General features: G+C 36.2%; 21 protein-coding genes, 1 tRNA gene and 1 pseudogene. 8 read left to right on the plus strand and 15 right to left on the minus strand.

Going from position 1 to position 25837, the window contains the following annotated elements:
* Positions 1–7 precede the first annotated feature (7 nt).
* The 5 genes from ABF682_RS06445 to ABF682_RS06465 form a co-directional block, all read right to left on the minus strand.
* The gene (locus tag ABF682_RS06445; RefSeq protein WP_289980221.1) at positions 8–751 is read right to left on the minus strand and encodes a gamma-glutamyl-gamma-aminobutyrate hydrolase family protein; all 744 of its coding nucleotides are present in this window, start codon (positions 749–751) and stop codon (positions 8–10) included.
* Positions 752–1100: 349 nt separating this feature from the next.
* Positions 1101–1310, minus strand: coding sequence for a hypothetical protein (locus tag ABF682_RS06450; protein WP_289980225.1), 210 nt, complete (start codon positions 1308–1310; stop codon positions 1101–1103).
* A 21-nt stretch (positions 1311–1331) separates the two neighbouring features.
* Positions 1332–3086, minus strand: a complete 1755-nt coding sequence (locus ABF682_RS06455; protein ID WP_415619316.1) for a thiamine pyrophosphate-dependent enzyme — start codon at positions 3084–3086, stop codon at positions 1332–1334.
* Between the two features lie 328 nt (positions 3087–3414).
* Positions 3415–5205: an ABC transporter ATP-binding protein gene (locus ABF682_RS06460; protein ID WP_415619317.1), complete on the minus strand. Its 1791-nt coding sequence runs from the start codon at positions 5203–5205 to the stop codon at positions 3415–3417.
* Positions 5205–6956, minus strand: coding sequence for an ABC transporter ATP-binding protein (locus ABF682_RS06465; protein ID WP_289980234.1), 1752 nt, complete (start codon positions 6954–6956; stop codon positions 5205–5207). The genes ABF682_RS06460 and ABF682_RS06465 overlap by 1 nt, the downstream gene beginning before the upstream one ends.
* A gap of 331 nt (positions 6957–7287) precedes the next feature.
* Here ABF682_RS06465 and ABF682_RS06470 point away from each other — a divergent pair, with 331 nt between their 5' ends.
* From ABF682_RS06470 to ABF682_RS06490, 5 genes are all read left to right on the plus strand, one after another.
* Positions 7288–8478, plus strand: a complete 1191-nt coding sequence (locus ABF682_RS06470) for a betaine/proline/choline family ABC transporter ATP-binding protein (RefSeq protein ID WP_289980236.1) — start codon at positions 7288–7290, stop codon at positions 8476–8478.
* 1 nt (position 8479) lies between these two features.
* On the plus strand, positions 8480–9109 hold the full coding sequence (locus tag ABF682_RS06475) for an ABC transporter permease (protein WP_415619318.1): 630 nt from the start codon (positions 8480–8482) through the stop codon (positions 9107–9109).
* Positions 9110–9121: 12 nt separating this feature from the next.
* Entirely contained in the window at positions 9122–10048 is a 927-nt protein-coding gene (locus ABF682_RS06480) for an osmoprotectant ABC transporter substrate-binding protein (protein ID WP_415619319.1), read from the plus strand.
* Positions 10048–10701, plus strand: coding sequence for an ABC transporter permease (locus ABF682_RS06485; RefSeq protein ID WP_289980243.1), 654 nt, complete (start codon positions 10048–10050; stop codon positions 10699–10701). Before ABF682_RS06480 ends, ABF682_RS06485 begins: the two co-directional genes overlap by 1 nt.
* A 516-nt stretch (positions 10702–11217) precedes the next feature.
* Entirely contained in the window at positions 11218–12270 is a 1053-nt protein-coding gene (locus tag ABF682_RS06490) for a tRNA dihydrouridine synthase (protein ID WP_415619320.1), read from the plus strand.
* Positions 12271–12554: 284 nt separating this feature from the next.
* Here the strand turns inward: ABF682_RS06490 and ABF682_RS06495 are convergent, their stop codons facing one another.
* Genes ABF682_RS06495 through queF form a run of 3 tightly spaced genes read right to left on the minus strand, consistent with a single transcriptional unit; the run spans position 12555 to position 14331 of the window.
* Positions 12555–13052 (minus strand): QueT transporter family protein, encoded by a 498-nt coding sequence (locus ABF682_RS06495; protein ID WP_289980244.1) that lies wholly within the window; start codon positions 13050–13052, stop codon positions 12555–12557.
* Between the two features lie 33 nt (positions 13053–13085).
* The gene (queC, locus tag ABF682_RS06500; RefSeq protein ID WP_415619321.1) at positions 13086–13793 is read right to left on the minus strand and encodes a 7-cyano-7-deazaguanine synthase QueC; all 708 of its coding nucleotides are present in this window, start codon (positions 13791–13793) and stop codon (positions 13086–13088) included.
* A 10-nt stretch (positions 13794–13803) separates the two neighbouring features.
* Positions 13804–14331, minus strand: a complete 528-nt coding sequence (gene queF, locus ABF682_RS06505; RefSeq protein ID WP_415619322.1) for a preQ(1) synthase — start codon at positions 14329–14331, stop codon at positions 13804–13806.
* A gap of 389 nt (positions 14332–14720) precedes the next feature.
* Here queF and ABF682_RS06510 point away from each other — a divergent pair, with 389 nt between their 5' ends.
* On the plus strand, positions 14721–15632 hold the full coding sequence (locus ABF682_RS06510) for an NAD(P)-dependent oxidoreductase (protein WP_415619323.1): 912 nt from the start codon (positions 14721–14723) through the stop codon (positions 15630–15632).
* Between the two features lie 146 nt (positions 15633–15778).
* Here the strand turns inward: ABF682_RS06510 and ABF682_RS06515 are convergent, their stop codons facing one another.
* The 3 genes and pseudogenes from ABF682_RS06515 to ABF682_RS06525 all read right to left on the minus strand — a co-directional run bounded on the left by ABF682_RS06515 (position 15779) and on the right by ABF682_RS06525 (position 20683).
* Positions 15779–17104 (minus strand): uracil-xanthine permease family protein, encoded by a 1326-nt coding sequence (locus ABF682_RS06515; RefSeq protein WP_289980253.1) that lies wholly within the window; start codon positions 17102–17104, stop codon positions 15779–15781.
* Between the two features lie 21 nt (positions 17105–17125).
* Positions 17126–18477, minus strand: a pseudogene (gene guaD, locus ABF682_RS06520) (guanine deaminase).
* 130 nt (positions 18478–18607) lie between these two features.
* Positions 18608–20683 carry a cation:proton antiporter gene (locus ABF682_RS06525; RefSeq protein WP_415619324.1) on the minus strand — a complete coding sequence of 692 codons (2076 nt, stop codon included), beginning with the start codon at positions 20681–20683 and terminating at the stop codon, positions 18608–18610.
* A gap of 106 nt (positions 20684–20789) precedes the next feature.
* Here ABF682_RS06525 and ABF682_RS06530 point away from each other — a divergent pair.
* Together ABF682_RS06530 and msrB are read left to right on the plus strand one after the other, a co-directional pair.
* Positions 20790–20862, plus strand: a tRNA-Ala gene (locus tag ABF682_RS06530).
* An 87-nt stretch (positions 20863–20949) separates the two neighbouring features.
* Positions 20950–21384, plus strand: a complete 435-nt coding sequence (gene msrB / locus ABF682_RS06535; RefSeq protein WP_289980259.1) for a peptide-methionine (R)-S-oxide reductase MsrB — start codon at positions 20950–20952, stop codon at positions 21382–21384.
* Positions 21385–21472: 88 nt separating this feature from the next.
* Here the strand turns inward: msrB and ABF682_RS06540 are convergent, their stop codons facing one another.
* The 4 genes from ABF682_RS06540 to ABF682_RS06555 all read right to left on the minus strand — a co-directional run bounded on the left by ABF682_RS06540 (position 21473) and on the right by ABF682_RS06555 (position 25830).
* Positions 21473–22867 carry an aspartate ammonia-lyase gene (locus tag ABF682_RS06540; RefSeq protein WP_289980263.1) on the minus strand — a complete coding sequence of 465 codons (1395 nt, stop codon included), beginning with the start codon at positions 22865–22867 and terminating at the stop codon, positions 21473–21475.
* A 156-nt stretch (positions 22868–23023) separates the two neighbouring features.
* Complete coding sequence (locus ABF682_RS06545; RefSeq protein ID WP_415619325.1) at positions 23024–23986, minus strand: linear amide C-N hydrolase; 963 nt, start codon at positions 23984–23986, stop codon at positions 23024–23026.
* A 69-nt stretch (positions 23987–24055) separates the two neighbouring features.
* A complete protein-coding gene (locus ABF682_RS06550) occupies positions 24056–25036 on the minus strand; it encodes a glycosyltransferase family 2 protein (protein WP_415619326.1) in 981 nt (326 codons plus the stop codon).
* A gap of 20 nt (positions 25037–25056) precedes the next feature.
* Positions 25057–25830, minus strand: coding sequence for a glycosyltransferase family 32 protein (locus ABF682_RS06555; protein WP_415619327.1), 774 nt, complete (start codon positions 25828–25830; stop codon positions 25057–25059).
* Positions 25831–25837: the final 7 nt, after the last annotated feature.

Genomic DNA, 25837 nt, shown 5'->3' on the forward strand with positions numbered 1-25837 from the left:
TTTGCCTCTATTTTTCTTTGGCTGCACGCGCTACAAAATCTGTGAACAACTTGAACTGTACTTCGTCATTTTGCCATAAATTTTCTGGATGCCATTGAACAGCAAGAATTTGATGATTGTTCTCAGATTCAACCGCCTCAACAATTCCGTCGGGAGATATTGCAGCTACTGTTAGTCCCTCTGCAACTTGTTTGACTGCTTGATGATGTCTCGAATTCACCACAGAATTCTCTCCCAATAAATCATTCAAGTGTGTCTTTTCTTCTATCTTGACATGATGAGTTTTGAAATGACCCAAAGTTGCTTGCGCATGTTGGATTTTCACATTTGGATTTTGTGCTTCTAAGTCCTGATATAGTGTTCCACCTAGAGCAACATTCAAGATTTGAATCCCACGACAAATTCCCAATATTGGTTTCCCAACTTTTAGCGTTTCTTTTATTAACGCAATTTCAAATTTATCCTTAATCCCAAGAGTCATACCAATCTCTGGGATAGGTTCTTCACCATAAAATAATGGGTCAACATCTGGTCCACCTGGAAGTATTAATCCATCAATCGTTGCAATTATACCTTGAATTGAATCTTCAACATCCGTGAACTTTTCAGGGAATGGCAGAATAATTGGAATCCCACCTGCCGCATAAACAGCTTCTTTTATATCATGTGGAGCATATACCAAATAATCTCCAGGCATTCTTGGATTTGCCTCAATTAATTGGTCACTAGGTATTCCAATAATTGGTTTCATAAGTGATACCTTCCTTTCTATAAAGCTTGATATTACTTATCATATCATAGTAACAAATTAAATTAATTACAACTACCAATTATTAACTCTGTTCAACATAAGACAGTAGACTTTTAGTACTAACTTGAAATTAAAAACACAGCATGCACTTTGCTATGAATTTCAAAGCTAGCCGAGAAATGCTAATTCATGGAAGACAACTCATTGATCCAGTCTCAAAAACAAAAAAACTGAATCAAAATTTAATTTTTGACCCAGTTTTATCTGATAATTCTGTATAAATTATTTTTATTTAGTTAGTAAAATACAAATCTTAAAGCGGTTTGTCTGTAATTATTTTAGCTTACAGTCAGTCAAGGACATTATAGTAATTAAATAAGTCAATAATCGTTGTCCCCTTAAAATCTTCTATTGGTTTCCCATCAAGTAACACTTCAATAATTTGATAGTAATCCTGTAAATCAGGAACTTCAAGTTGTTGACGAGCAACAAATTGGTCAGCTGAATTATACTTGATTTCTTCTTTAATCCCTTGATTAAAATATTTAATAATTAACATCGTCATCACTCTTTTCAATAATTAGTTTTCGATTTGTTCTAAAATACTTGAAAGCGCTGGCTGAGCTTCCTCACTAATATCATATTGCTTTCTATATGTTTCAACCATATCTTTGCCAAAAATATTTTCATCCACCGTTACGAAGCTCGTATCAATTGGATCCACATTCTTGATTTTTGCATCAATTACAATTGGTTTTTTATTACCACTCACCTGTAACTCACTAATTTTTTTCATAGTATCGTTTAACTCTGCAAGATTGGATACCGTAAATCCAATTGCACCCATATCCTTTGCCATGTGTGCCCAATCTGCACCCAATAAATCAATTCCATAAAGTGCTTGCTGTGCCATCAGCTTTTCATGCTGAATAAATCCAAACGCCTTATTCTCAAGTACTACATTGATAACTGGTAAGTTATATTTAACTTCTGTCAATAAATCTGGCATTACCATTGCGTATCCACCATCTCCTGAAATCGTCCAAACCTCACGCTCCGGATAGCTGAGCTTACCAGCAAGACCTGCTGGCAATCCAAAACCCATTGTGCCATACCATGCCGACATCGAGAACTTTTGCTGCTTGTCAAATGGTAATTGACGAATTGCCCATTCTGTGTTGTTGCCAACATCAAGACCAAAGACCGCATTATCACTCGAACTCTCTTTAATCGCGCGCATGACACCTTCTGCACTCAAGCCCCCTTTGTCATCGGAAGCAAGCTCATCTAACCAGTTATCCCAATTTTGTTTATTAATTTGTAACGCCTTAAGAAATGCACGTTTTTCAACCGAAAAATCAGCTTTCAATAATTCTTCTAAAAATAGTTTAGCATCTGATAAGACCGTAATCTCCGCATCTCTTTGCTTACCTAAATCGGCAAGATTATTATTTACCTGAATGAACTTAGCAGTCTCTGGTAAGTATCTTGCAAATGGAAAATTAGTTCCAACAAAAAGCACTAAATCACTCGTTAATCCTGCTTCAAAGGCTGGTTTTGTACCTAAACGCCCCCATGAACCCATAAAATTTTTGTGACTTGTTGGCATCACGCCCGTTGCTGGTGCTGTTGATAAGACTGGTAATCCAAATTTTTCTGAAACTGCTACAACTTCTTTACGTGCACCATAAGCACCTTTGCCAACCCACAAAATTGGATTTTTTGCCTCCTTTAAAGCACTCAAGACAGTCTCAATATCTTCTTGCTTTGGGACAACTTGGGTTGTGATTGCCTTTAGTGGTTTCGTCTTAAAACCATTAAATTCAATTTCTTGTCCTGATAAATCATCTGGAACAATCACAACAGAAACAGATTTTGTTGCATATGCAGAACGAATTGCTTCATCAACCACATAAGGTATCTGATCTGCACTAACAACTTGCTTATGAAATGCTGCAACGTCCACAAAGATTGGATCCTGGTTCATTTCTTGAAAGAAGTTTGTATTCATAACTCCTGTTGCAGATTGTCCAACAATTGCTAAAACAGGTACATGATCCATCTTTGCATCATACAATCCATTCAACAAATGGACCGCACCAGGTCCAGCAGAACCAAAGCTAACACCTACTTTTCCAGTTAGCTTAGCATCAGCTGCAGCTGCAAGTGCTCCTGTTTCCTCATGTCTAACTTGAATATAGTTTAATTTTGATTTTTCTTTATAAAAACCATCAACTGTATTATTGATTGAATCCGCAGTAATACCATAAATGTGGTCAACATCCCAATCAACCAATACTTTTGCTAAAGCTTGTCCTGCTGTCATTTTTGTCATAATAGTTTCCTCCAAGTAAATATTTTTCTTTTGTAACTGTTACCTTTTTTATCACATCATCTACTTTAGCACTTTTTAAATTACTTTGCAATAGTAAGCTTATTTTTTTAAATCAAAAAGACCAGGTCAAAAGTTCATTTTCGACCTAGCCTTTTAATTAGCTATACCTGTGTTTTCCAAAACCAAAGCTATCAAACTAACTTTCCATTATTCATAGCAAAAATTTCGTTATGTTTGCAATTTTAAGCTCATATTAGTATGATACCAACTTACGTTAGCACATAAAATTTTTATAATTTGTTACTTTTTTTGTTTCTAATTATAAAAATTAGTTATTTAATACGTTTTGTGTCGTTTGCAGCTGATACATCTCATAGTATTTACCATGCCTTGCCAGAAGTTCATCATGCGTTCCACTTTCAGTAATTCTTCCATCATCCAGAACCAAGATCTGGTCGGCATCACGAATTGTTGATAATCTATGGGCAATAACGATTGTTGTTCTACCAGCCCTCATCTGCTTAAGACCTTCTTGAATCATTAATTCTGTTTGTGTATCGATATTGGCAGTTGCTTCATCCAATATCAAAATCTTTGGATTTCTAACAATTGTTCTCGCAAAAGACAATAACTGTTTCTCACCAGCCGAATATGTTGCTCCGCGCTCTATTACCTTTGTATGATATTTTTTTGGTAGTTTTTCTATAAAATGGTCGGCGTGGACAAACTCCGCTGCCTGCTTAATCTGTTCATCAGAAACATTTTGGTCAAACATTCTGACATTTGATGCAATATCGCCATAAAATAGAAATGAATCTTGTAATACCAACCCCATCTTCCGTCGTAATTCCTTCGTACTGAATTCCCTGATATCGGTCCCGTCAATCTCAACTTTTCCCTTAGCAAACTCATAGAACCTCATTAAAATATTAATCGTTGAACTCTTGCCGCTACCAGTATGTCCAACTAGTGCAATTGTTTGTCCGGGGTCGACCTTAAAACTGATGTCTTTCAAAACATTTTTACCAGATTCATAAGCAAAAGTAACATCTTTAAACTCAATCTTGCCATCAGTAATCTGACTATCGGAGTTCTCATTTTGAATTGGTGCTAATGTCTGATCATCCATAATTCGCAAAATACGACTTCCTGCTACCATTCCATCTTGAAAGACGGTTAATGAATTCATTACATCAGACATTGGATTAAAAAAGCTTTGTAAATATGACAAGAAAGCATATATTACACCCGCCTGCACGAAATTCGTCGTCCCATTTATTCCAAAGGCTCCTAATGTAATCACTTCAGAAAAAATAAACAATAGAGTTATAACCGGATTAAGTAGTAATGAATTTACCTTGATCATTGCTAATCTCATCTTAAGATAGTCTTCGTTTGTTTTCTCAAACTCGTTTAAAATTCTTTTTTCCTGTCTAAATTGCTGAATGATACTCATTCCCAACAAATTCTCACTTAATTTCGCATTAATTTCACTTAGATACTCTCTCATCTGACGATATATTTTTGAACTATATAATTGATAGTATATAATTACTACGATCACAATTGGCAAAAACAACAAGATTATTAACGCCAACTTCATATTTGTAAAGTACATAGCTACGAAAGCCGAAGCACTTGAAAAAAGAGTCACAATTAGAGTTAAAAAGAGCATCCAAAAATCAAATAATGTTTTGGTATCATTAGTAACTCTCGAAACTATCGAACCTGCAGGTACTTGATCAAAGTAATGCATCCCCAAACGATGCAGCTTTGCAAATAACTTAACTCTAATCAATTCAAGTGTACGTTCTGAACCCATCGAATAACAGAAGTTCTGAAAAAACTGTGTGAATGCCTTAATAATTGTCCCTAAAAAATAGAGTCCCGCAAAAAAGAACATTATATTCAAAGTTGCATTCTTACTAGTAAGAAAATGATCCATGTAGAATTGCAGTAGCTTTGGCAGCAATATATTGATCACACTCAAAAAAGCCGCAAAAATTATTGCGGTAACAAACTGCCACTTAAATTCTACCGCAAATGGTAGCAATCGTTTTAAAACTATAAATTGTTCCTTCAAACTCATAGTCTTTGCCCATGCTGATTTTCTTTCCACTAGCTATCTCCCCCTTCCATTTGCTGTTCTAACTGCTGCATCTTATAGGTCTGTTCGTACCAGCCCTGTTCACTAATTAAGCTTGTGTGTGTTCCTCGTTGATCAATTCTGCCATCTTTAATTACTATTATTTCTTGTGCACTCACTACGCTACTCAAACGACTTGCCACTATTATCGTTGTCTTATCTGCACGCAATTCCTTCACCCGCTTAAGAATATGATTCTCCGTCTTAGCATCAACTGCTGACAATGAATCATCCAAAATCAGTATTTCTGGATTCAGTATTAGGGCTCTGGCAATTGCGAGTCGTTGTTTTTGCCCACCCGAAAGAGAAATTCCCTGTTCTCCAACTTGTGTTTGATATCCATCCGGTAACTTCAAAATATCATCGTGTAAATCAGCAATAAATGCTGCTTTTTCAACTTCTGCAATGCTCGCATCCGGTTTAGCAAACCTGATATTCTCCAAAACAGTCGTAGAAAAAAGAATACTGTTTTGCGGGACATACCCAATAGAGGGTAAATAAGTATCTAACTTATAGTCCCTAATATCAATATCACCGACCTTGATACTTCCATCATAACTATCAAATTGTCGCAAAAAAAGTTTCAAGATAGTCGATTTTCCGGCCCCAGTCTTCCCCACAATTCCAAGAATCTGTCCACTTTTTATTTTAAATCTAATCTGCTTTAATCCCATTTCATTAGAATCAGGATACTTAAACTCCGTAATCTCATAATTCACATTTCCATGAGGTGCTTTTGTGACAGGATTAAAGGCTTCTGTAATCTTGCTTCTCTCAGCAAGCAGTAATTGAATTCTGTTATAGCTTGCACTACCCAACTCAATGATATTAAACAGTCTACCAATTGCGAACATTGGCCATATCAAGATTCCAATATAAGAAATAAAGGAGACCAACTGTCCAATCGTAATCGTATTATTAATTACAAAATGTCCACCAAGTATTATGGTTGCCACATAAGCCAATCCGATTATTAAACTTGTCATTGGATCAAAGAGTGAATCCAAAAAATTGGCTCGACGATTAGCCCTGATTACTTCTTTCACATGCACATCAAAGTCTTTAGTATCTTCCCGTTCTTGTCCAAGCGCCTTGATGACTTTTATTCCTAGGATACTTTCCTGGGTTTTATTATTAATACTTGAAAACTCTGACTGTGCCTTATCATATGCACTGTGAATTATGTTGCCCAGAACTCGTGACAGCATCGCCAGCAATGGCAACGGGATAATTGCTATTAGCGTTAAGCGCCAGTTAACAAAAAACATCATTGCCACAATTGTTGAAATGCCTGTAATTATTGAGTCTGCAAATGTTAAAATTCCTACACCTGCAACTTGCTGAACAGCGGTAATATCATTCGTTGCATGAGCCATCAAGTCACCAATTCTATATTTTTGATAGAATGTCTCGTCCATTGCTGCAAAATGAGTAACCAATCTTGTACGCATCGTTTTTTCGAGTAAAGCAGAACTTCCCCAAATATAGCTTCGCCAAAAATACCTGAATAAGTACTGCCCAACTCCGACCAGTGTTAAAACCGTCAAGAAAAAAATCAGTTTTTGCGCTGTTAACCGATGTTGCTGAATGCCATCTATTAGACTACCAATTATTTTTGGTGGAATAATATTGAGTATGGCAACAAGCACTAGATAGAAAACCCCTAATAAATAAGATTTCTTTTGTTCTTTAAAAAACCATGACAATTTTAGAAAAATCCCCATTTTTTTATTACATCCCCTTCAAAAAATTGTATTGAAAGAGGTTGAGTCAAAAATCTAATTTTTGACCCAGCCCCTTATTAATTACGTATAAACATTCCATAGTCGCCCACTACTAGCCAAGATTCATTATATCACTCATCATGGCCTTTTTCTCAAACTCATCGCTACATTTCTATCCTCATTACATGTCAAAAACACTTCTGCTTTAGATTGCTGTTAAATTAGCGTTCATTCGCTCACTTAATCACTTTTCCTTAGGTTATATAAATTAGGTGTGCTATGGTTACGATAGAGAGTTTATATCTTGACTTCAAGCAGGGGGAAATAATACATGACAAAAGATGAACCAATTTTAATATTTAAAGATGTTAGCAAAGTTTATCGTGGAGACAACGTTGCGGTTGAACATGTCAATATTTCCATCAACAAGGGAGAATTTGTGTGTTTCATCGGTACTTCGGGTTCTGGGAAGACAACCATAATGAGAACTATTAATCGGATGTTAGAGCCTTCAAGTGGAGAAATTATTTTCAATGGACAAAATATTAAAAAACTCGATGCTGTCAATCTTAGAAAAAAAATTGGCTATGTTATTCAAAGTATCGGACTCATTCCTCACATGAATATTTATCAAAACATTACAATTGTACCAAAGCTTTTAAAATGGCCCGAAAACAAGAAAAAAGCCAAGGCTAAAGAACTAATCAAGCTGGTCGAATTACCTGAAAGTTATCTAAAACGTTATCCTTCCGAACTTTCTGGCGGACAGCAACAAAGAGTTGGCGTTATTCGTGCATTAGCAGCAAATCAAGATTTAATCCTGATGGATGAACCCTTTGGAGCACTTGATCCAATCACTCGTGAGAATCTACAGGAACTTGTAATGTACCTACAACAACAACTTGGAAAAACAATTATTTTTGTCACCCATGACATGGACGAGGCGCTAAAACTTGCAACAAAAATTGTTGTCATGGATGAAGGCAAAGTCATTCAGGACGCTTCACCAAATGAATTATTAAATCATCCGGTAAACGATTTTGTGCGCAAACTAATCGGAGAAGAACGATTAATTCAAGCTAGGGCAGACATTACTACCGCAGAGCAAATAATGCTCAAAGACCCCGTTTCGATTACTCCAGGCAAATCCTTAGGAAATGCTATTCAAATCATGCGTGAAAAACATGTTGATACACTGTTGGTAACTGATGACGATAACCATTTAAAAGGCTACATTGATATTTCTTCTTTTGCTTCTCACTATAATCGTTCTAATAGTGTTTCAGACATTCTAAACACTAAAATTTTTAAAATTAACACAGATACTCTTATCCGCGATAGTGCGGACCGCATCTTGAAGCAAGGACTTAAATATGCTCCTGTTGTTGACAAAGACAACAAGCTGCAGGGAATAGTTACACGTTCAGCACTCGTGAATATGGTTTACGATATTATCTGGGGAAATGCAGATAATGCTGAAGCATCAGTTTTCCAAGATATTTATGAAAAAGGAGGTAATTAATTTGATTGCATTCCTAAATGAATATGGTGGACAACTTCTCCTTAAAGCATGGGAACAACTTTATACATCCGCATTTGCATTAATTCTTGGAATCCTCTTTGCAGTTCCACTGGGCATTATCCTAACACGCACACCAAAAACAGCAAAAATAGTTATTGCTATTGCTGGTATGTTACAAACGGTCCCTTCGCTGGCCCTTCTCGCCTTAATGATACCTCTCTTTGGAATTGGAAAATTACCAGCTATCATCGCACTCTTTATTTATTCCTTATTACCTATCCTGCGTAATACGTATATCGGAATGGAAGGTGTCGACCCAGTTTTAAAAGATAGTGTCCGAGGGATGGGAATGACCAATATCCAGTCAATTATTCAAGTAGAAATTCCAATTGCAATGCCCGTAATCATGGCAGGAATCAGACTTTCTGCTGTTTATGTAATTTCTTGGGCAACACTTGCATCTTACATAGGCGGAGGTGGACTTGGTGATTTTATCTTTAATGGCCTAAATCTCTTCCAACCAAGTTTGATTATTGGGGGAACTATTCCTGTTGCCATAATGGCTATCTTGACTGATTTTCTATTAGGAAAATTGGAAAAAAGGCTTACCCCAACTTCTTCAAATCTTTAACGGAGGAATACTATGACTAAAAAATATAAAATTGTACTTTCAATATTGCTAGCTTTTTCTTCTTGCCTGTTGACTTCTTGTAGTCTACTAGGTTCGGCGAAAAGTACACCTAATATAAGAATTGCCTCACAAAGTTCAACCGAATCTCAAATTGTTGCAAATATAATTGCAGAACTTATTAATCATGAACTTGGCTATAAAACAACCTTACTTAATAATTTAGGTTCATCTACAGTTGCACATCAAGCATTAATTCGCAATGATGCAGATATCTCAGCAACACGCTACACTGGGACTGACATCACAGGTGTTCTTCAAATGAAAAGTGTAAAAGATCCCAAAGAAGCAACGGCTATCGTTAAAAAACAATTTAAAAAGCGCTATCACCAAACCTGGTTCCCTTCATACGGATTCGCTGACACATATGCGTTCATGACTACCAGAAGCTTCGCTAGAAAAAATAATTTGAATACTATTTCTGACCTAAAAAAAATCGCTTCTAAAATGAATGCTGGAGTTGATTCCTCATGGGTGAACCGCCAAGGTGATGGCTATAGTGATTTTGTTAAATATTATGGCTTTGATTTCAAGCGAGTATATCCAATGCAAATTGGACTAGTATATGATTCAGTTGAAGCTGGTAAAATGCAAACCGTTTTAGGATACTCAACTGATGGTAGAATTAAGAGCTACAACTTAAAAATACTGGAAGACAATAAGCAATTCTTTCCACCATACAACTGTTCTATGGTGGTAAATGATTCAATATTGAAAAAGTACCCTAAATTGAGTCCTCTCTTGCATCGACTCGATGGAAAAATCTCACTCAAAACAATGCAGTCACTAAATTATCAAGTTGATAACAATTTACTAGAACCTTCTGTGGTAGCTCAGAAATTTCTTGAAAAAAACAACTATTTTAAAGGAGCGGATAACTAATGAGTTCTTTAAATACTTGGGATCAGTTTTGGTATTATTTAAACCATAATGGTACTTACGTTCTACAGCAATTCACGAGCCATTTTTTAATATCCATCTATGGAGTATTGCTTGCTGCTCTTATTGGAATCCCCTTAGGCATTTTTATTGCACGAAAAAAGTACCTAAGTTCCTTCGTTATTGGGCTCGCTAACCTTATTCAAACAATCCCTTCATTAGCGATGCTTTCCATGATTATGCTAGTCCTTGGCTTGGGAGTCAACACTGTTATAGCAACATTATTCCTTTATTCCTTACTGCCAATCATCAAAAACACTTACGCAGGCATTAAAAACGTTGACCCCAATATTTTAGATTCAGGCAGAGGTATGGGGATGACCAAATTTCAAATTTTGTATATGATTGAACTTCCCTTGTCCCTTTCAGTGATAATGGGTGGTATCAGAAATGCCTTAGTTGTCGCAATTGGAATTACAGCCATTGGTGCCTTCGTTGGGGCAGGCGGTCTTGGTGATATAATCATTCGCGGAACGAATGCAACAAATGGTGGCGCAATAATCTTAGCTGGTGCTCTTCCTACCGCCTTAATGACAATAATTTCAGATTTTATATTAGGCTTTATTCAGAAAAAGTTAAGCATCCAAAAAGCCTAACTATAATTGGTTTTTACTTGCATGTCATAAATATAAGATTATGAATTATTTGAAGTTAAACGAAAAGTTTCGACTTACGGAGCTCGTTTATTCGGGATCAAGAAACAATCCAATATTAGTTCTGATATTAATTGATGGAAATCGGATAATATCAGAACTTTTTTGCTTTGTACCGAAAAATTAGCTCAAAATTTAATTTTTGATTCAGAGAGTGTGCCATAAGTCGGGAAAATTTGAGTATTAACTCGAAATTACGAACATCGTGAGTACTTTGCTATGAGTAATTCGAAGTTAAACGGAGAGTTTTGACTTATGAAACACGTTTATACGGAATAAATAGAGGAACTGAATCAAAACTTAACTTTTGACTCAGCCCCTTCAGAAATAAATTTCAAGTGAAACAAATTAATCAAAAAACTTGCAAAATTGTCTAATAATCCCCATAATTAGTGGGCAATTATCATATAACTATTAGTTTAATTTTTTAGTAAAATTTAAAGTAGAGGGGTGTCTTTAGTGCCAACAGAAAACACCGATTTTTGGAAAAACATCGTTGCTAATGCTACTGATAAAAAAGGAAATAAGCGGCCATTCATAAGTCTTGCACCAATGGAAGCCGTAACAGATACTGTCTTTCGTCGCGTTGTAACTCAAGCCTGCCCACCGGATGTATTTTATACAGAATTTACTCATGCTAGATCAGTAACTCATCCCCAAGCGAAATTCTCTGTTCAAGGACGCTTGTATATTGATCCATCAGAAAAACAAATTCCTGTTGCCCAATTATGGGGGGATAAGGGTGAGGATTTTGCTAAGGCTGTGCAAGAAGTTACAAAGCTCGGATATCAAGCAATTGATTTGAATATGGGTTGTCCAGATGGAACAGTTGTCAAAAATGGTGGTGGTAGTGACTTGATTCGTCACTTTGACAAAGCAAAAGAGATTATTGCCTCCGCTAAGACAAGTGGTCTACCAATTAGTGTAAAAACAAGATTAGGTTTTAGCGACATCCAAGAATTTGAAGAATGGATTCCATTTTTATTGAAACAAGATGTTCGGGTCCTAACTGTTCACTTCAGAACCCGGCAAGAAATGAGCAAAGTTCCGGCACATTACGAGCTCATTGATGAAATCATTAAGATGCGTGATAAAATTGCACCGCAAACATTGCTTCAAATTAACGGCGATATTAATAACGCCGTTGCGGGGTTGGAACTTGCAAAGCAGCATCCTGGTGTTGATGGAATCATGATTGGCAGAGGAATTTTTGCAAATCCATTTTGTTTTGAAATTACACCGCAACAGCATACTCTTGCAGAAACATTCAATCTGCTGCGCACTCAACTGGATCTCTTTGATGATTTCTATGCACGTTTCGAGTCACGTAAGTTTGTTGCCCTACGTCGCTTCTTTAAGATTTACGTCCGCGGCTTACGAAACGCTCATCAGCTCCGTGAACAACTAATGAGCGCTAAAAGTACCGATGAAGTCCGCGCTCTTCTAGATGACCTAGAGGCTCGTCAGGGAACTGATGTGTTAGATCCACGTTTTCAAACATTAAATAACTAATTAAATCTTAATTAAGTGAGAGGGGCCAAGTCAAAAGTTATCTTTTGATTCAGCCCCTCTATTTATTCCGTATAAACATGCTTCATAAGTCAAAACTCTCCGTCTAACTTCGAATTACTCATAGCAAAGTACTCACGATGCTCGTAATTCCGAGTTAATACTCAAATTTTCCCGACTTATGGCACACTCCGCTTCATTGATTCTAGATAAATTCGTGTCAATCATCAAAAATCTTTGATTAATTTCAATTGTTCAAAATTTACTGACGATTACCACATTTTTTCTTAATTCATTATTTCATGCAAATTTATTGCTTTGTTGATAATCTTAAAAATTATTGCCCCGATAATTTGAGCTACTAATTGACCACAAAACAAATATACATATGTGATTAGGAAAGGAGCCTTGCTAATATAAAACAGTTCGGTTGCCACGAAAATCATTCCAAAAGACACACATAATCCCACAACCAGTAACCGAATATTGATGTTTTTAATTCTTCTATTTATAAAAATTGCAACCCCCAGTCCCAAGCCTGTAACACCCAAACCAACTAGTATATCAATTAACCCAAATGGACTCATTAATAAATTAGCGACAACCACACCTATGACCATTCCCCAATAATATTTTTTATTAAAAGCCACTAATTGATACAATGCTGTAGCAATTCTCACTTGAATAACCCCAAAAGAAAAGCTGTAAAATATCATAGTAATAACTACATAAATTGCTGCTAAAACTGCATTTAGAATTATAATTTTTAATTTATTCCCACTCATTTAACTAACCATCCATTATTTTTTTCTAATCAACTAATCGCTTTTCCGTTCAATCTTAGTTGCATATTCAATTGGATCTTCCAACCCATTTTCCTTAAATGCCCTAATACGATCGCGACATGTTCCGCATTCACCACAAGATACATTGCCTGTCTCATAACAAGAACGCGTTAACTCAAAAGGGACATCTAATCTTGTTCCTATTTTAACCACGCCTGCCTTATTGTTCTCAATTAACGGTGCAATTAACAAAACCTTCCCAGCAGTACCAGCCGAGATTGCTGCTGCCATTGATTCAAAAAACAGAGGTGAACAATCTGGATATGCACTTCCAGCTGCGTCATCAGCATGAGCACCGTATGAAACTTCGGCTAGCCCTTGACTGTACGCTAACGCAGCAGCCTGTGATAACATTAGCCCATTCCTAAACGGAACATATGTGTCAACTGTCCCCTCGCCACTTTCTTTAAGAATTTCGTTATAGCTTTTATGCTCGATTGGTCCGTTACCTTGCAGAAGCGTTGAGTTAGAACCTTGGAAGATTTGTGCATCAACCTTTGCGACCACAATTTTTACACCAAAATAATTTGCAACATTACGTGCATTTTTAATCTCCATCGCATGTTTTTGTCCATAACTAAAAGCTAATGCAGTAACATTTTTTTTACCATACTTTCTAATTGCCAGTGCAAGACAAACAGCAGAGTCCATCCCACCTGACAATAATACAACTTGCCCCATAGCATAACTCCTATCTAATTGAACGACCATAATTTTGAATATTACCTAAAAATTGTAACTTTCTCTGAAAGGCCAATTGTTCAATCTCATTATTTGAAAAACTTGGATTTACACGATTTACGAAAGGATATATTGAAATGCCCCCACGCGGAGTAAACAAGCCAAAGACTTCAATATATTTTGGATTCATTAATTTGTATAAATCATCCAAAATAATATTCATGCAATCTTCGTGAAAGTCGCCATGATTTCTAAAGCTAAACAAGTATAGTTTAAGGCTCTTGCTTTCAATCATTTTTTCAGTAGGAATATACGAGATGAAAACATTGGCAAAATCTGGCTGCCCAGTCTTTGGACAAAGACTTGTGAACTCATAACCGTCGAATGTAACAAGGTAATCATTTTCTGGATGCTTATTTATAAAAGTCTCAAGGACTTGAGGTGTGTAATCTTGAGGATATGATGTGTGCTGATTTCCTAGTTGTGTTACGCCTTCCAACTCACTAGGTTTTCTTGAAGGACTTGTAGTTTTATTCATTTATATTATCTCCCTTTGTTTTTTTTCGGAGGTTTTAAGGATGTACCATACTCCGCTATTGTATAAAAAATCCCAACTATTATAATATACAACAAAAAATAGCATATTTATATAAAAACCGGAAGATGTTCACTTATTTTGAACTGCCTTTAATACTTAACTCATTAATTCACTGGAAACTTTTGTCTTGTATCGTCTTCAAAAAAATAGAACTATTAATCACACTTTTTGAATTTTCAATAATTTCTCTAGAAGTGATCTTAAAAACATCAAAACTTATTATTATACTACTCACAGTAGGTGTTATTATATTGAAGTAGCGATTTCATTAAAAATGATGAATCCTTTAATAGCTATCTTGAATGAATTAAGAAGGAAGGATGTTTGACATGCAATTAGTTTATGTTGTTGACCCAATCGCCGATGATGGTGTTATTTTACTTAAAGAAAAAGGTTTTGCTGTATTTCGCTTATCTCAGCCGCAAACAATTAAAGAAAGCATGAAATTGCTTGATCCTACTACAGTAACTGCATTGATAATTCGTGCAACCAAGATTACTCCTTCCGAACTTGATTTATTTCCAAATCTGAAAATAATTGCTCGTCATGGTGTGGGTGTTGATAACCTACCACTTGATTACATTAAAAGAAATAAAATAAGGCTGACCTATACACCTGGCCTTAATGCTATGTCAGTTGCAGAATTGACACTGACACTCATTCTTGATTTATTAAAAAAAATCCCTGTCAATCGTAAGAATAAATTCTACGATGGTGAATTATTGGCTGGTAAAACAATCGGTTTAATTGGTTACGGTAAAATTGCCCATAAATTAAGCCTTATCCTGCAACCTTTTGGAATCAATCTCTTAGTCTATAATCATCACCCAAGACAACTCGCTTATGGAACTCAAGTTGAATTAGATGAAATCGCTAAAGCTTCTGACGTTATCAGTTTGCATGTCCCTGCAACACCTGAGACTAATCAAATTATTGATGATAATTTCTTTAACCAAATGAAGCAAAATGCTTTTTTAATCAATACCGCGCGTGGAGCACTAATTAACAGTGATTCCTTGTATGCGGCTTTAACTGCACACAAAATTGCAGGTGCTGCATTGGATGTTTTAGATTCTGGACAACTCCATTCTGTTGCAGAAATCCAAGTACTCGAAAATGTCATTCTAACTCCGCATATTGGTGCAAGTTCACGCGAAGTTCTACAGCAATCGTCACTAAGATGTGCTAATGAGATTCTTCTTCTTGAAAATGGAGAACCATCTATACAGGGTTATTTCTAGATTTCAAAGAAAAGATAAGGGAGTGTGCCATAAGTGAAGTGCCTTACAAAACTTGGACGTGTAAATCAAGTTTAAGAAGAATCAAAAAAGGACCGAATCAAAATTTTAATTTTTGACTCGATCTTTTTTTTTATAGAATATTTATTTTATTTCGCAGGAATTAATTTATTCATTATAATCGCAACGATTGCACTAATCGCAATTGGTGAATCTAGTAAGTATTGTAATAACTGTGGTGCATTTTTTGATAATGAGGATGGCATGAATAATAAGCCAATCGCAAAAATCAATGGAACACCTATGATGTACAATTCACGTTCCGAAAACTCTTCATTCTTAATAACTCTGAATCCACTCAACATAATTACCATACAAACAACTGCAAATACTCCACCAATAACGGCTGAAGGTATTGCATTGATCAAGGCTGACAACTTACCTAGGAATGATAAAGCAATAAAGAAGATTGATGCACCCACAAAGACTCTGCGACTTGCAACACCTGTAATCGAAATAATACCAGCATTAGTTGAATACCCAGTTAGTGGCGTTGCGCCTACCAATGAAGATATAAAACAGCCAATTCCTTCACCAATTACTCCACGATTAACTTGTTCATCCTTCAAAGGTTCTTCGATAACTGCACTGACGGCAAACCAGGTTCCCGTTGTTTCAGCCAGCAACACCATGTAAATAACAAGCATTGTTAAGATTGCTGACCAATTAAATGACAAGCCATAATTAATGAAGGCAACATGTGGTAGGCTGAAGAATGGTGCACTTGCAACAGATGAGAGGTTCAAGCCACCCATCAGAGATGCTGCAAAGGAACCACTAGCTAGAGCAATAATTACTGAACTAATTCTAAAAATTCTACCAAATTTGGAAAAATATACTCCCAGCATAGAAAATAAAATCATAATTGCGGCTGTAATAAAGGCTAAGAAAACATTTTGATCCATTGACAGTGTCTTCGTTGAGACATAGATATTACTTGTGAAAGCAGTTGGTAGTAAGGTTAACCCAACAATCATGATAATGGTTCCACTAACAATTGATGGAATAAAGTGCTTTACAATATACTTGTATACGCCTGTAAGTCCTAATAATGTAACCGCAAGCGCACCAATTAATGTTGCACCCATTGCTGTATCTAATTTCCCGCCATCACTGATAATGATACCTGCTAAAGCACCAATTGGAACAAAGGATGGCCCTTGACACACTGGTAATCGTAGAAAAAAGAGAACTTGAATTAATGATGCAATCCCTGCACCCAAAAATGTTGATTGAATAAGTGCAGCTGAATTTGTTGCCGACATTGCCACCGCCGATGCAATAATCACTGGTGGAACATAAACATCCATTGCCAGAACATGTTGTAAACCTAAAATTAGTGACTGTTGCCATGAAATTTTTTCATCCACGCCAATTGAAAGATTGGAGGACCTGATTTCACTTGCTTTTCCCATTTTTCCTGAATCTCCTTAAGATTATTTTACTTTATTGCCTTGGACCCATACTTCCGTAATATTTGCAGGAGTACTTAAATACAATAACTTGGCTAATCGACTGAATGGCTCTGTATATAAATCAAAACCCGGTAAACTATTAGCAGTCTGCTTTGGATCAAGAACTTGAGCATCAAAGATTTGTCCCTCTTTGAAGAGCCCTACTGGCAGATTCAATGCTTCTCCCCCTCCATGAGTTGCAAGGTAGAAGGCTTCTAGCACTGAAACTCTAGAATTTAGAACACCTCTTTTTTCTTGTTCAATAGTTACATCGACACCATCCGTTAACATTCTGCTTGAGATAACCGTTTGCTTGATATTATCGTACAGGCTTGGAGAAAATCCTCCTGAAATATCTGTGCCAAGACCAACTTTTACACCTTGTTTCTTCAAACGATTGACCGGCAAAACCCCATCTGCAAAGTAAGCATTTGAAATCGGGCAATGCGCAATTGCTGCACCATGCTTTGCGAACAGTTCACCATCATGGTCATTCACAAAATTGCAATGATCCATAATAGATTTATTGTTCAATAAGCCAAAATCAGCAAGAACATCTGTATCTCGCTTACCATATCTGTCAAGAACATAGCCATGTTCCCATTGGCCTTCACTACAGTGTGTTTGCACATAAGTATCATATTTCTGTGCAAGTATCCCAAGGCCCTTAAGAGTCTCATCTGTACAACTTGGTACAAACCTTGGTGTCACAACCGGATAGACACCTTGAACAACATCCCTTGCAAGCTCTCTAACTCTTACGATAAACGCTTCTGTATCAGCAATTGCTTGTTCACTGCTCTCATCACGATAATAATCATGTGTCTGTTCAGGATTGTCCATCGCAACTTTGCCAACAAAAGCTCTTTGCCCCAATCGTGCAGAGATTTTTGCCAACTCAATGCTCGATTCAAGATGCTGTGTTGCAAATAGACAGCAGTTGTCGTTCCACGGTTAAGCAGCTGTTGTACCAAATCAGAGTATACTGTCTTAGCAAATTCAATATCACTATACTTTGCTTCAAGTGGAAAAGTACATTCATCAAGCCAGACGTTCAGCGGCTCATCTAATGCAACTCCTGCCTGAGGCCATTGTGGTGCGTGAATATGCAAATCTATAAATCCTGGCAGAACAAACTTATCTCCAAAATCGACTAACAAATTATTGACTCTTGCTTCCGTTAATGCCAATTGGTAATCGAGATCACTCTGTGCCTGCACATTCTCAATAATTCCTTGCTTATTGACAGTAATTAGTGATTTTTCTAAATATTCGGCTTTACCATATGTAGGTGCATGAAAAAAATTCCCCTTGAAAACTTGTTTACTTCGCAAAAGCACTACCTCCGTAAGTGGGATAACTTTTATAATAATCATCTATTGATAAAAAGTCAAACTATTTTGTTAGAGAAATGATATATAGTTCGCTTTTTATCAAATGATTAAATTACACTTTTTTAATTAATTATGAATTTAATAACAAGTTTTGTGCCGCTGCCACTTCATAATATAATCGCTTGCCCAATTCTGAACCGATTTTATCATTTTGAATCATTAAATTTATTTGTGTTAATTCATATTGTAGAATCTTACTCAATTCATTATTTTCTTCTTCCTTAGAACTCAATCGTTTTTCCATTCTATTTTGTTCCATCAGAATACTTTGCTTCAAGGTAACTACGATTGTTTTATCATCTGTTTTACTCTCCAAGTCCTTGATAAACTCTTTATCAATTGGTTCAAAAAAGCTTTCGAGTTCGTTATATGCCCTCACCCACTTATTGCGATAATCAACATCCGCATACTTTTCGAGCATCAATAATCGCTGATTGCAAGCCTTTATCCGCTCTGTAATCTGCTGTTGCTTATTCTCATTTTTGGCCCTGCCCAATCGTTGTTTATACTTAGCAATCTTATTTTTAGTATGTGTTATCTCACGGTTAACATCATTTCTTTTAAATAGCTTTCTTAAAAAATATCTCCAATTGTGCTTAATAAATTCTCCATATATTCGACTGCGCCTGAATGCTCTCTTATCAATATCAGCACTTTTGAACATTATTTTATCCCAGAGATTGATTGCATCCACTGACAAAATACCTGTACTAGCGGCCGCTCTCACAGCCTCATCACGTTTGATATTCAATTGTTTCATCACAGCATGCCATTCTTGACGATCGACCCTGTGCGAATCCTCATAGCCTAATTGCGAACGTATGCTTAACGATAACTTTTGTTTCATATTTTTTTCAATTTCAAGTTGCTCAATATAATTAGTTGCAGCATTAACTAATTCTGCATGTGCTTTGCGTAATTCTTCATCTGTATATGCGGTTTCTTCCTTTTCTAGAAAGAAACGTAAAACTATTAGTGGTGTCAACAGGCTTAGCAAAATTACAAACACTGCAATTCCAAGAATTTCCTGTACAATCGCTGAATCGCGGCCTAAATTCATCGTTAGTGGAATAGTCAAAGCTAATGCGAGTGTCACCGTTCCGTGAACACCGCTAATCGCAAAAATAAACGCACTGCTACTTTCCCTATTCTGTATATAAGCATAACTGAACCTAACTACGGTCATCACACAATAGATTGTAACTGCAATACTAATCAAGCTGATCCATTCAGCGACATTCAATTTACGTGCAAAAATTTGAATAATCGAAGTTCCAAGTATTACAAAAACAATTCCATTCAATAAATCAGTTAAAATTTGCCAAAACTGATTAATCAGATTAATCATCTGTGAAGACTGAAGCATAGTTCGATCTTGTTCTTCCCGATGAAAAATTCCAGCAATCACAACCGCGATCACACCTGATACATGAACCTCTTCCGCTAACATATAAATAATGATTGGTGTCAAGACTTGTAACATAACGTGTCCTGTTAAATCATCTAGCTGGCTTCTCAGTAGAGTTTGTCTAATTTTTACTATTATTAGTGTACTGATAATTCCAAATAATGTGCCTCCTAAAGAAACAAACAAGAATTTTGAAATGCTTTCACCTGGTGATAAATGGCCTGTGATTGCCCAAATTCCAGCAAGTTCAAGTGCTACTAATCCTGATGCATCGTTAAACATCGCTTCAAAGTTCAAGGAACGCTCTATTTCTGCTGGCATTACCAGACCCTCTTTGACAGATTCAAGGGCAGTCGCATCTGTAGGAGTTGCAATAGCTGCGAGAGCTAATGCCAGTGCAATTGGCCAACCAAAAGCAAATTTAAGTATTATAGCTAAAAAGAGCATTGTAATAATTGCTAGAATTACTGCTAGCTGAATAATTTTCTTCAAATTTTTTGAAACAATTCTGATTTTTGTCTGCTGGCCTTCATAAAAAAGTAACGGTGCAATAATCAAAACCATAAACCACTCGGGATCTAGGCTAACTTCAATTTTCGCTAATCCGGGAATTACCGCTATTAAAATACCCAATAAAATCTGCCACATAGCTCGTGGAATTATTTTAAACCGCTGCGCCAAAAAATTTGCGATAATAACTGTTATAATTACTCCTAAAATTTCAAATAATATTTCCATACTTGTCCCCGCCTCATTTTTATTGCTCAAAATAATAGTATCATAACCATGTATATTTAACTTATCTTAATGACTTTCATATGCTATAATGAATTACGTTACTTTCGGGTCATTAGCTCAGTTGGGAGAGCGCCTGCTTCGCAAGTAGGAGGTCATCGGTTCAAGTCCGACATGATCCATTGAATACTCAATCCAATCATTTTACTTTGTTTTTATTAGTATGTATTATGATCGTAAACGTACAATAGAAATGAGGGATTTACACTATGACAGACAAAGAAACGCTTAGAGCACAATTATCGACAGAAGAATTCGAAGTCACACAAAATGCGGCAACCGAACGCCCATTTACCGGTAAATATGATGCTTTCTACCAAGAGGGAATCTATGTTGATGTTGTCAGCGGTGAACCACTATTTAGTTCAACAGATAAATATGATGCTGGATGCGGCTGGCCATCATTCACTAAACCAATTGACAGAACACATATTTCCGAAAAAAGTGATTGGTCATTGGGAATGCATCGTACTGAAGTCAGAAGTAAAGAAGCTTCGTCCCATCTGGGACATGTCTTTACCGATGGACCAACTGATCAAGGTGGCCTGCGCTACTGTATTAATTCAGCCGCTCTGCGCTTTATTCCAGTATCTGATTTAGAAAAAACAGGATATGATGAATTTAAAAGCTTATTTGTAAATTAGGCACCATAATATAAAGAAAACACGGATTTATGCCATTCAATTATGATGGCATAAATCCGTGTTTTCTTTCATCATGAGTAAATTCCTATTACTTTACAAAACTATAATCCCTACTCTTTGCTTGATGGAGCAAATTAGATGCACTCATTAGATTATCAAAATCACACTTTTTCATGAGCTTTTCAGATAATATAATTTCTTTAATAGAGCTTTTTTCTTTCAAGGCTCGTTTTACAATCTTTGTTGTTACTTGATATCCTAAGACTGGTGTCAAGGCAGTTGCTAAGACAACCGATTTTTCAACCTCACTCTTGCAAATATTCTGATTTATTTTAATCCCTGCAACACAATTTTCTATCAAAGTTGTAATTGCATTCTCTAAATAACTCTCATTTTGTAATAAATTTCTAAAAATTAACGGTTCAAATGCATTTAACTCAAGTTGTCCGCCTTCTGCTGCCATCGTAATTGCCATATCATTGCCAACTACTTGGAAGGCAACTTGATTTACAACCTCAGGGATGACAGGATTGATTTTACCTGGCATGATTGAGGAACCTGCCTGTCTTGCTGGTAATCTCAGCTCAGCTAGGCCAGCCTGTGGTCCACTTGATAATAATCTCAAATCGTTACTAAATTTTGATAGGTTAACTGCTAATGTCTTTAAAACTCCTGAAAATTCAACATAAACATCACAATTCTGCGTTGCATCTACTAGATTTGCAGCTGACTTTAAGGGTATTCTTGTAACTGAACTAAGCTTATCTACAATATTTTTTTGATAGATATCATCAGCATTCAGCCCTGTTCCAATAGCCGTTCCACCAAGATTAACAAAACTGAGATTATCTTTGGCATGCTCCAACCGTTGATAATCTCGTTTAAACAACGAAGCATACGCCCTAAAAGAATTACCAAAGGTTGTGGGTACTGCATCTTGTAGCTGCGTTCTCCCTAATTTAATAACATCATTAAATTCTTCTGCCTTCTTATCTAATGTCTCAATCAAATCAAGTACTTTAGTTTGTACTTTCGGAAGCAGCTTCAAAAGAGCAAGCTTCCCAGCAGTTGGAAAAGTATCATTGGTAGACTGTGCTAAGTTGACATCATCGTTAGGGCGTATCTTTTGCGACTTGCTCTGTCGATTTGCCAGATTGGCAATCACTTCATTAACATTCATATTAACCGATGTTCCAGCTCCACCTTGGAAAGCAGGAACTACAAAAGCATCTTGCCTATAATCTTCAGCAAGTAATGCATCACATGCAGCTACAATTACTTTTGCCTTTATTCCGTCCAACGCACCTGAAACATGATTCGTCATTGCAGCTGCTTTTTTTACTTCAATCATACTTATAATCAGCAATGGATTCACCAGCTCATTTGAAATCGGAAAGTTACGTACTGCTCTTGCAGCATTAATCCCAAATAAAGCATCTTCTTCTATTTCTAATTCACCAACACAATCTCTTTCAACACGCATGATATGCCTCCATTTGTAATTGTCATATTTTATAACATATAAATCATGATATACCAATTACAATAGCATTCAATATTTTATCTTCCAATCTCACTTTGAAATCCTTTGATAAGCATCCAATCCGGACTCTGATATTTAAGAAATAAAAGTATACCATTATTCAAGTACGAGTTTATCTTTTATCTCATAGATTTTTGCTTCTTTTGTTAATAGCAGCTCATCAGAGAGTATGATTTCAATTGGTAATAAATTATTGTAGGATTCAAAAAAATATCTACGTGTTTCTAAGCAAAATGCGGCACGATAGACTGTATAATTAGCCTGGTATTTCTTACTCTTGGGCACAACAACACTGTTTAAAATATGCCAGCTGCTTACAAAATTTTCTTCCTCATTCCTAGGAATATCAGTTCTTTCACGATAGTAAACTGCCCGCAAAAAGCGACCTGTTGGTGTGTACGAACTCGATGGTACTTTCTTCCCCGCAAAACTCTCAGAGCTAATTCGCTGTGGTACTTGCTTTTGAACTGCCAAATCATCCCGCATGTTAAGATAGTCGGCTAACTTAGCTGCTTGTTTCTCAAAATTAGCTGCATTCGTTACTACCCCATAGTTATTCATTATCAACTTCATTGGACTTTGATCCGGTTCTAAAATTAAAAGCTGCCCGCTTCTATCCGTGACTGCATAATGCAGATGCGGATTCTCGTACGGACGAACTGCATTTTCACCAGACATCAGTTGAATATTTCCAATATCAGCAATAATCTCTCTAATTGATTCATATTTTCCTAACAAATAAAAAGGAAGCTCAAAAGGTGCCAATCCTACATTACCTGAATTCAATTTCTGATTAAGTTTGGCCCCATGACTAAAAGTTAGCTTCTGCACGCTTAGCCCACATTCGTTAATTCCATCCGAAATATCAAACTCAAATTGTCTCTTTCTGCCAGTTCCAAGTATGCCGTATTTATTTTGGAATAAACGATTATCATAGTCAGTCTGCCAATGATACTCACGTGGCACAAAAACTGGATTTGCTTGCAATGAGTTCCAATCCATTGTCCTTGAAAAAACATGTGTCCCATCATTTGCAATTTGTAAAACACTCGTACACATCAGCTTACCTCCTCCGATTCTTGCCACTAATAGCCGCTACACCGCTACTTCAAATTCAGCCAGTGAGCTTCAACTAAGATAAAACAAACGATAAAACAAACGATTCATAATTTTGAGATACAAGTTTTTAATACTCTGCTTTTTTAAATATTTATTATCTTTTCGTTTTGGAAACCATTCTTCTGTTTTTTGCCAAATCAAATCCAGTAATTCAATTCTAATTTTCTTATCTCTCAGCCTAATTACCTTACGCAACAAGACATTGCCGAAGAGATTGCGGTAAAAACGATATTCCAACTCATCATAATATTTTCCAAGTAATTGCTTTTCTTTATAATAATTCAAAATATCATCATATATCCATATAATTTCAGAAATACGCTCAGTTTCACTATAAGAAATTGAATTGCTGCGTTGTACATAATGGACCTCACACTCCGTATCAATTGCGACCTCGGAAATGTCATCTAGCCATGCTACAATCTTGAAGAAAAAATTTTGATCTTCATACAGTTTACCCACAGGAAATCTTATCTTTGTTTTTTCAATCCACTTCCTTAAATACAGCTTATTCCAGGCTACAACTCTGCCATTTACCAAGTAATCTTCCACTGACTCATAACTTTGGCGCACATCTAACCTTGTCTTACTTTCAAAATCCCAGAAAAAATTACATTCAACAATTTTTTTTGTACCCTGATTACTTTGTGCATACATCCGCTCAAGCATCTCAGGTTCAACAAAATCATCTGAATCGATAAACAATAAATAGTTTCCAGTAGCATATTGCAGAGCATAGTTGCGTGCATCAGATAAGCCACCGTTTTGCTTATGCAAAGTTCGTACTTGCTCAAGATTTGCTTGATATTCATCACACAAATTGCCTGACCCATCTGTACTTCCATCATCGACAAGGATAATTTCAAAATCATTTTTATTCATTGTCTGAGAAAGCAGGCTGTCTACACACTTTTTCAAATAGGCCGCTACATTGTAAACCGGCACAATTACACTTATTTTTTTAGTTTTCGCATAATTTTTTTCGCTCATTACTTATTCTCCTTTTGAAATCAGTGATTAAACAACTTGCGAATTCTACGGGAAATTCCCCAGAAAATGCGGAAGAACCAATTGATTCTCATACCTGCTTTCTTACCAAACATTCTATTAATATTTCTAATAATTTTCGTATGCTGCTGGCTGCGTGCATCTTGCCAAAGCGCACTATAATGATGAATACTGATGGTATTTTTCGTTTCATTTAACTCTCCTGTTAAAAAATCCATGGGTGCAAAATATTCGGTCGGATAAAGATCAACACCTGCAATATTTTGATACTCATTTTTTTTAAGCAGTCCTTTTTTTGCAAGATAATTTGTCGTATAAACAGGGATTGCTACAATATTCATTGCACCATCTTTTTTTATGAAATCAACTGTCTCGTAGATGTCACGTAGGTCTTTGATAACTTGATTTTGCGGTTCTGCTCCAAAGCCCAGACCAGGATTAACAGATACCCCACCTTCATTTTCTTCCATCCCCATGAAAACTCGTGATCTCAATAAATCATCAAGTGGTTTTTTTAACTCAACATCAGTATCCAGATAAATCCCGCCATTTTGATAAACAACATCAAAGCCCGCATAATCAGATACAAAACTCCATTTTTTCCGGTCATACGCTTGTTTCATATATTTGTTTTTTTTAATATCATAGTTGGATTCATCCCACTGAATTATCTCATACTCAGGGCATAATTCATGCCACTGTGCAATATACTTCTTGTACTCTTCTGGTAATTCATTGCCGCCAAACCAACAATAGTGAATCTTCTTAGGTATCATTCAGTTC

The organism is Liquorilactobacillus sp., assembly GCF_047719775.1.
In the GTDB taxonomy this organism is placed as follows: Bacteria; Bacillota; Bacilli; order Lactobacillales; family Lactobacillaceae; genus Liquorilactobacillus.

Coding starts and splice junctions, on each gene's coding strand:
- msrB (WP_289980259.1), top strand. CDS start 20,950: ATGACAGACAAAGAAACGCTTAGAGCACAATTATCGACAGAAGAATTC.
- ABF682_RS06450 (WP_289980225.1), bottom strand. CDS start 1,310: ATGTTAATTATTAAATATTTTAATCAAGGGATTAAAGAAGAAATCAAG.
- ABF682_RS06470 (WP_289980236.1), top strand. CDS start 7,288: ATGACAAAAGATGAACCAATTTTAATATTTAAAGATGTTAGCAAAGTT.
- queF (WP_415619322.1), bottom strand. CDS start 14,331: ATGAATAAAACTACAAGTCCTTCAAGAAAACCTAGTGAGTTGGAAGGC.
- ABF682_RS06515 (WP_289980253.1), bottom strand. CDS start 17,104: ATGGGAAAAGCAAGTGAAATCAGGTCCTCCAATCTTTCAATTGGCGTG.
- ABF682_RS06480 (WP_415619319.1), top strand. CDS start 9,122: ATGACTAAAAAATATAAAATTGTACTTTCAATATTGCTAGCTTTTTCT.
- ABF682_RS06555 (WP_415619327.1), bottom strand. CDS start 25,830: ATGATACCTAAGAAGATTCACTATTGTTGGTTTGGCGGCAATGAATTA.
- ABF682_RS06465 (WP_289980234.1), bottom strand. CDS start 6,956: ATGGGGATTTTTCTAAAATTGTCATGGTTTTTTAAAGAACAAAAGAAA.
- ABF682_RS06510 (WP_415619323.1), top strand. CDS start 14,721: ATGCAATTAGTTTATGTTGTTGACCCAATCGCCGATGATGGTGTTATT.
- ABF682_RS06485 (WP_289980243.1), top strand. CDS start 10,048: ATGAGTTCTTTAAATACTTGGGATCAGTTTTGGTATTATTTAAACCAT.
- ABF682_RS06545 (WP_415619325.1), bottom strand. CDS start 23,986: ATGTGTACGAGTGTTTTACAAATTGCAAATGATGGGACACATGTTTTT.
- ABF682_RS06540 (WP_289980263.1), bottom strand. CDS start 22,867: ATGCGTGTTGAAAGAGATTGTGTTGGTGAATTAGAAATAGAAGAAGAT.
- ABF682_RS06455 (WP_415619316.1), bottom strand. CDS start 3,086: ATGACAAAAATGACAGCAGGACAAGCTTTAGCAAAAGTATTGGTTGAT.
- ABF682_RS06525 (WP_415619324.1), bottom strand. CDS start 20,683: ATGGAAATATTATTTGAAATTTTAGGAGTAATTATAACAGTTATTATC.
- queC (WP_415619321.1), bottom strand. CDS start 13,793: ATGGGGCAAGTTGTATTATTGTCAGGTGGGATGGACTCTGCTGTTTGT.
- ABF682_RS06495 (WP_289980244.1), bottom strand. CDS start 13,052: ATGAGTGGGAATAAATTAAAAATTATAATTCTAAATGCAGTTTTAGCA.
- ABF682_RS06445 (WP_289980221.1), bottom strand. CDS start 751: ATGAAACCAATTATTGGAATACCTAGTGACCAATTAATTGAGGCAAAT.
- ABF682_RS06550 (WP_415619326.1), bottom strand. CDS start 25,036: ATGAGCGAAAAAAATTATGCGAAAACTAAAAAAATAAGTGTAATTGTG.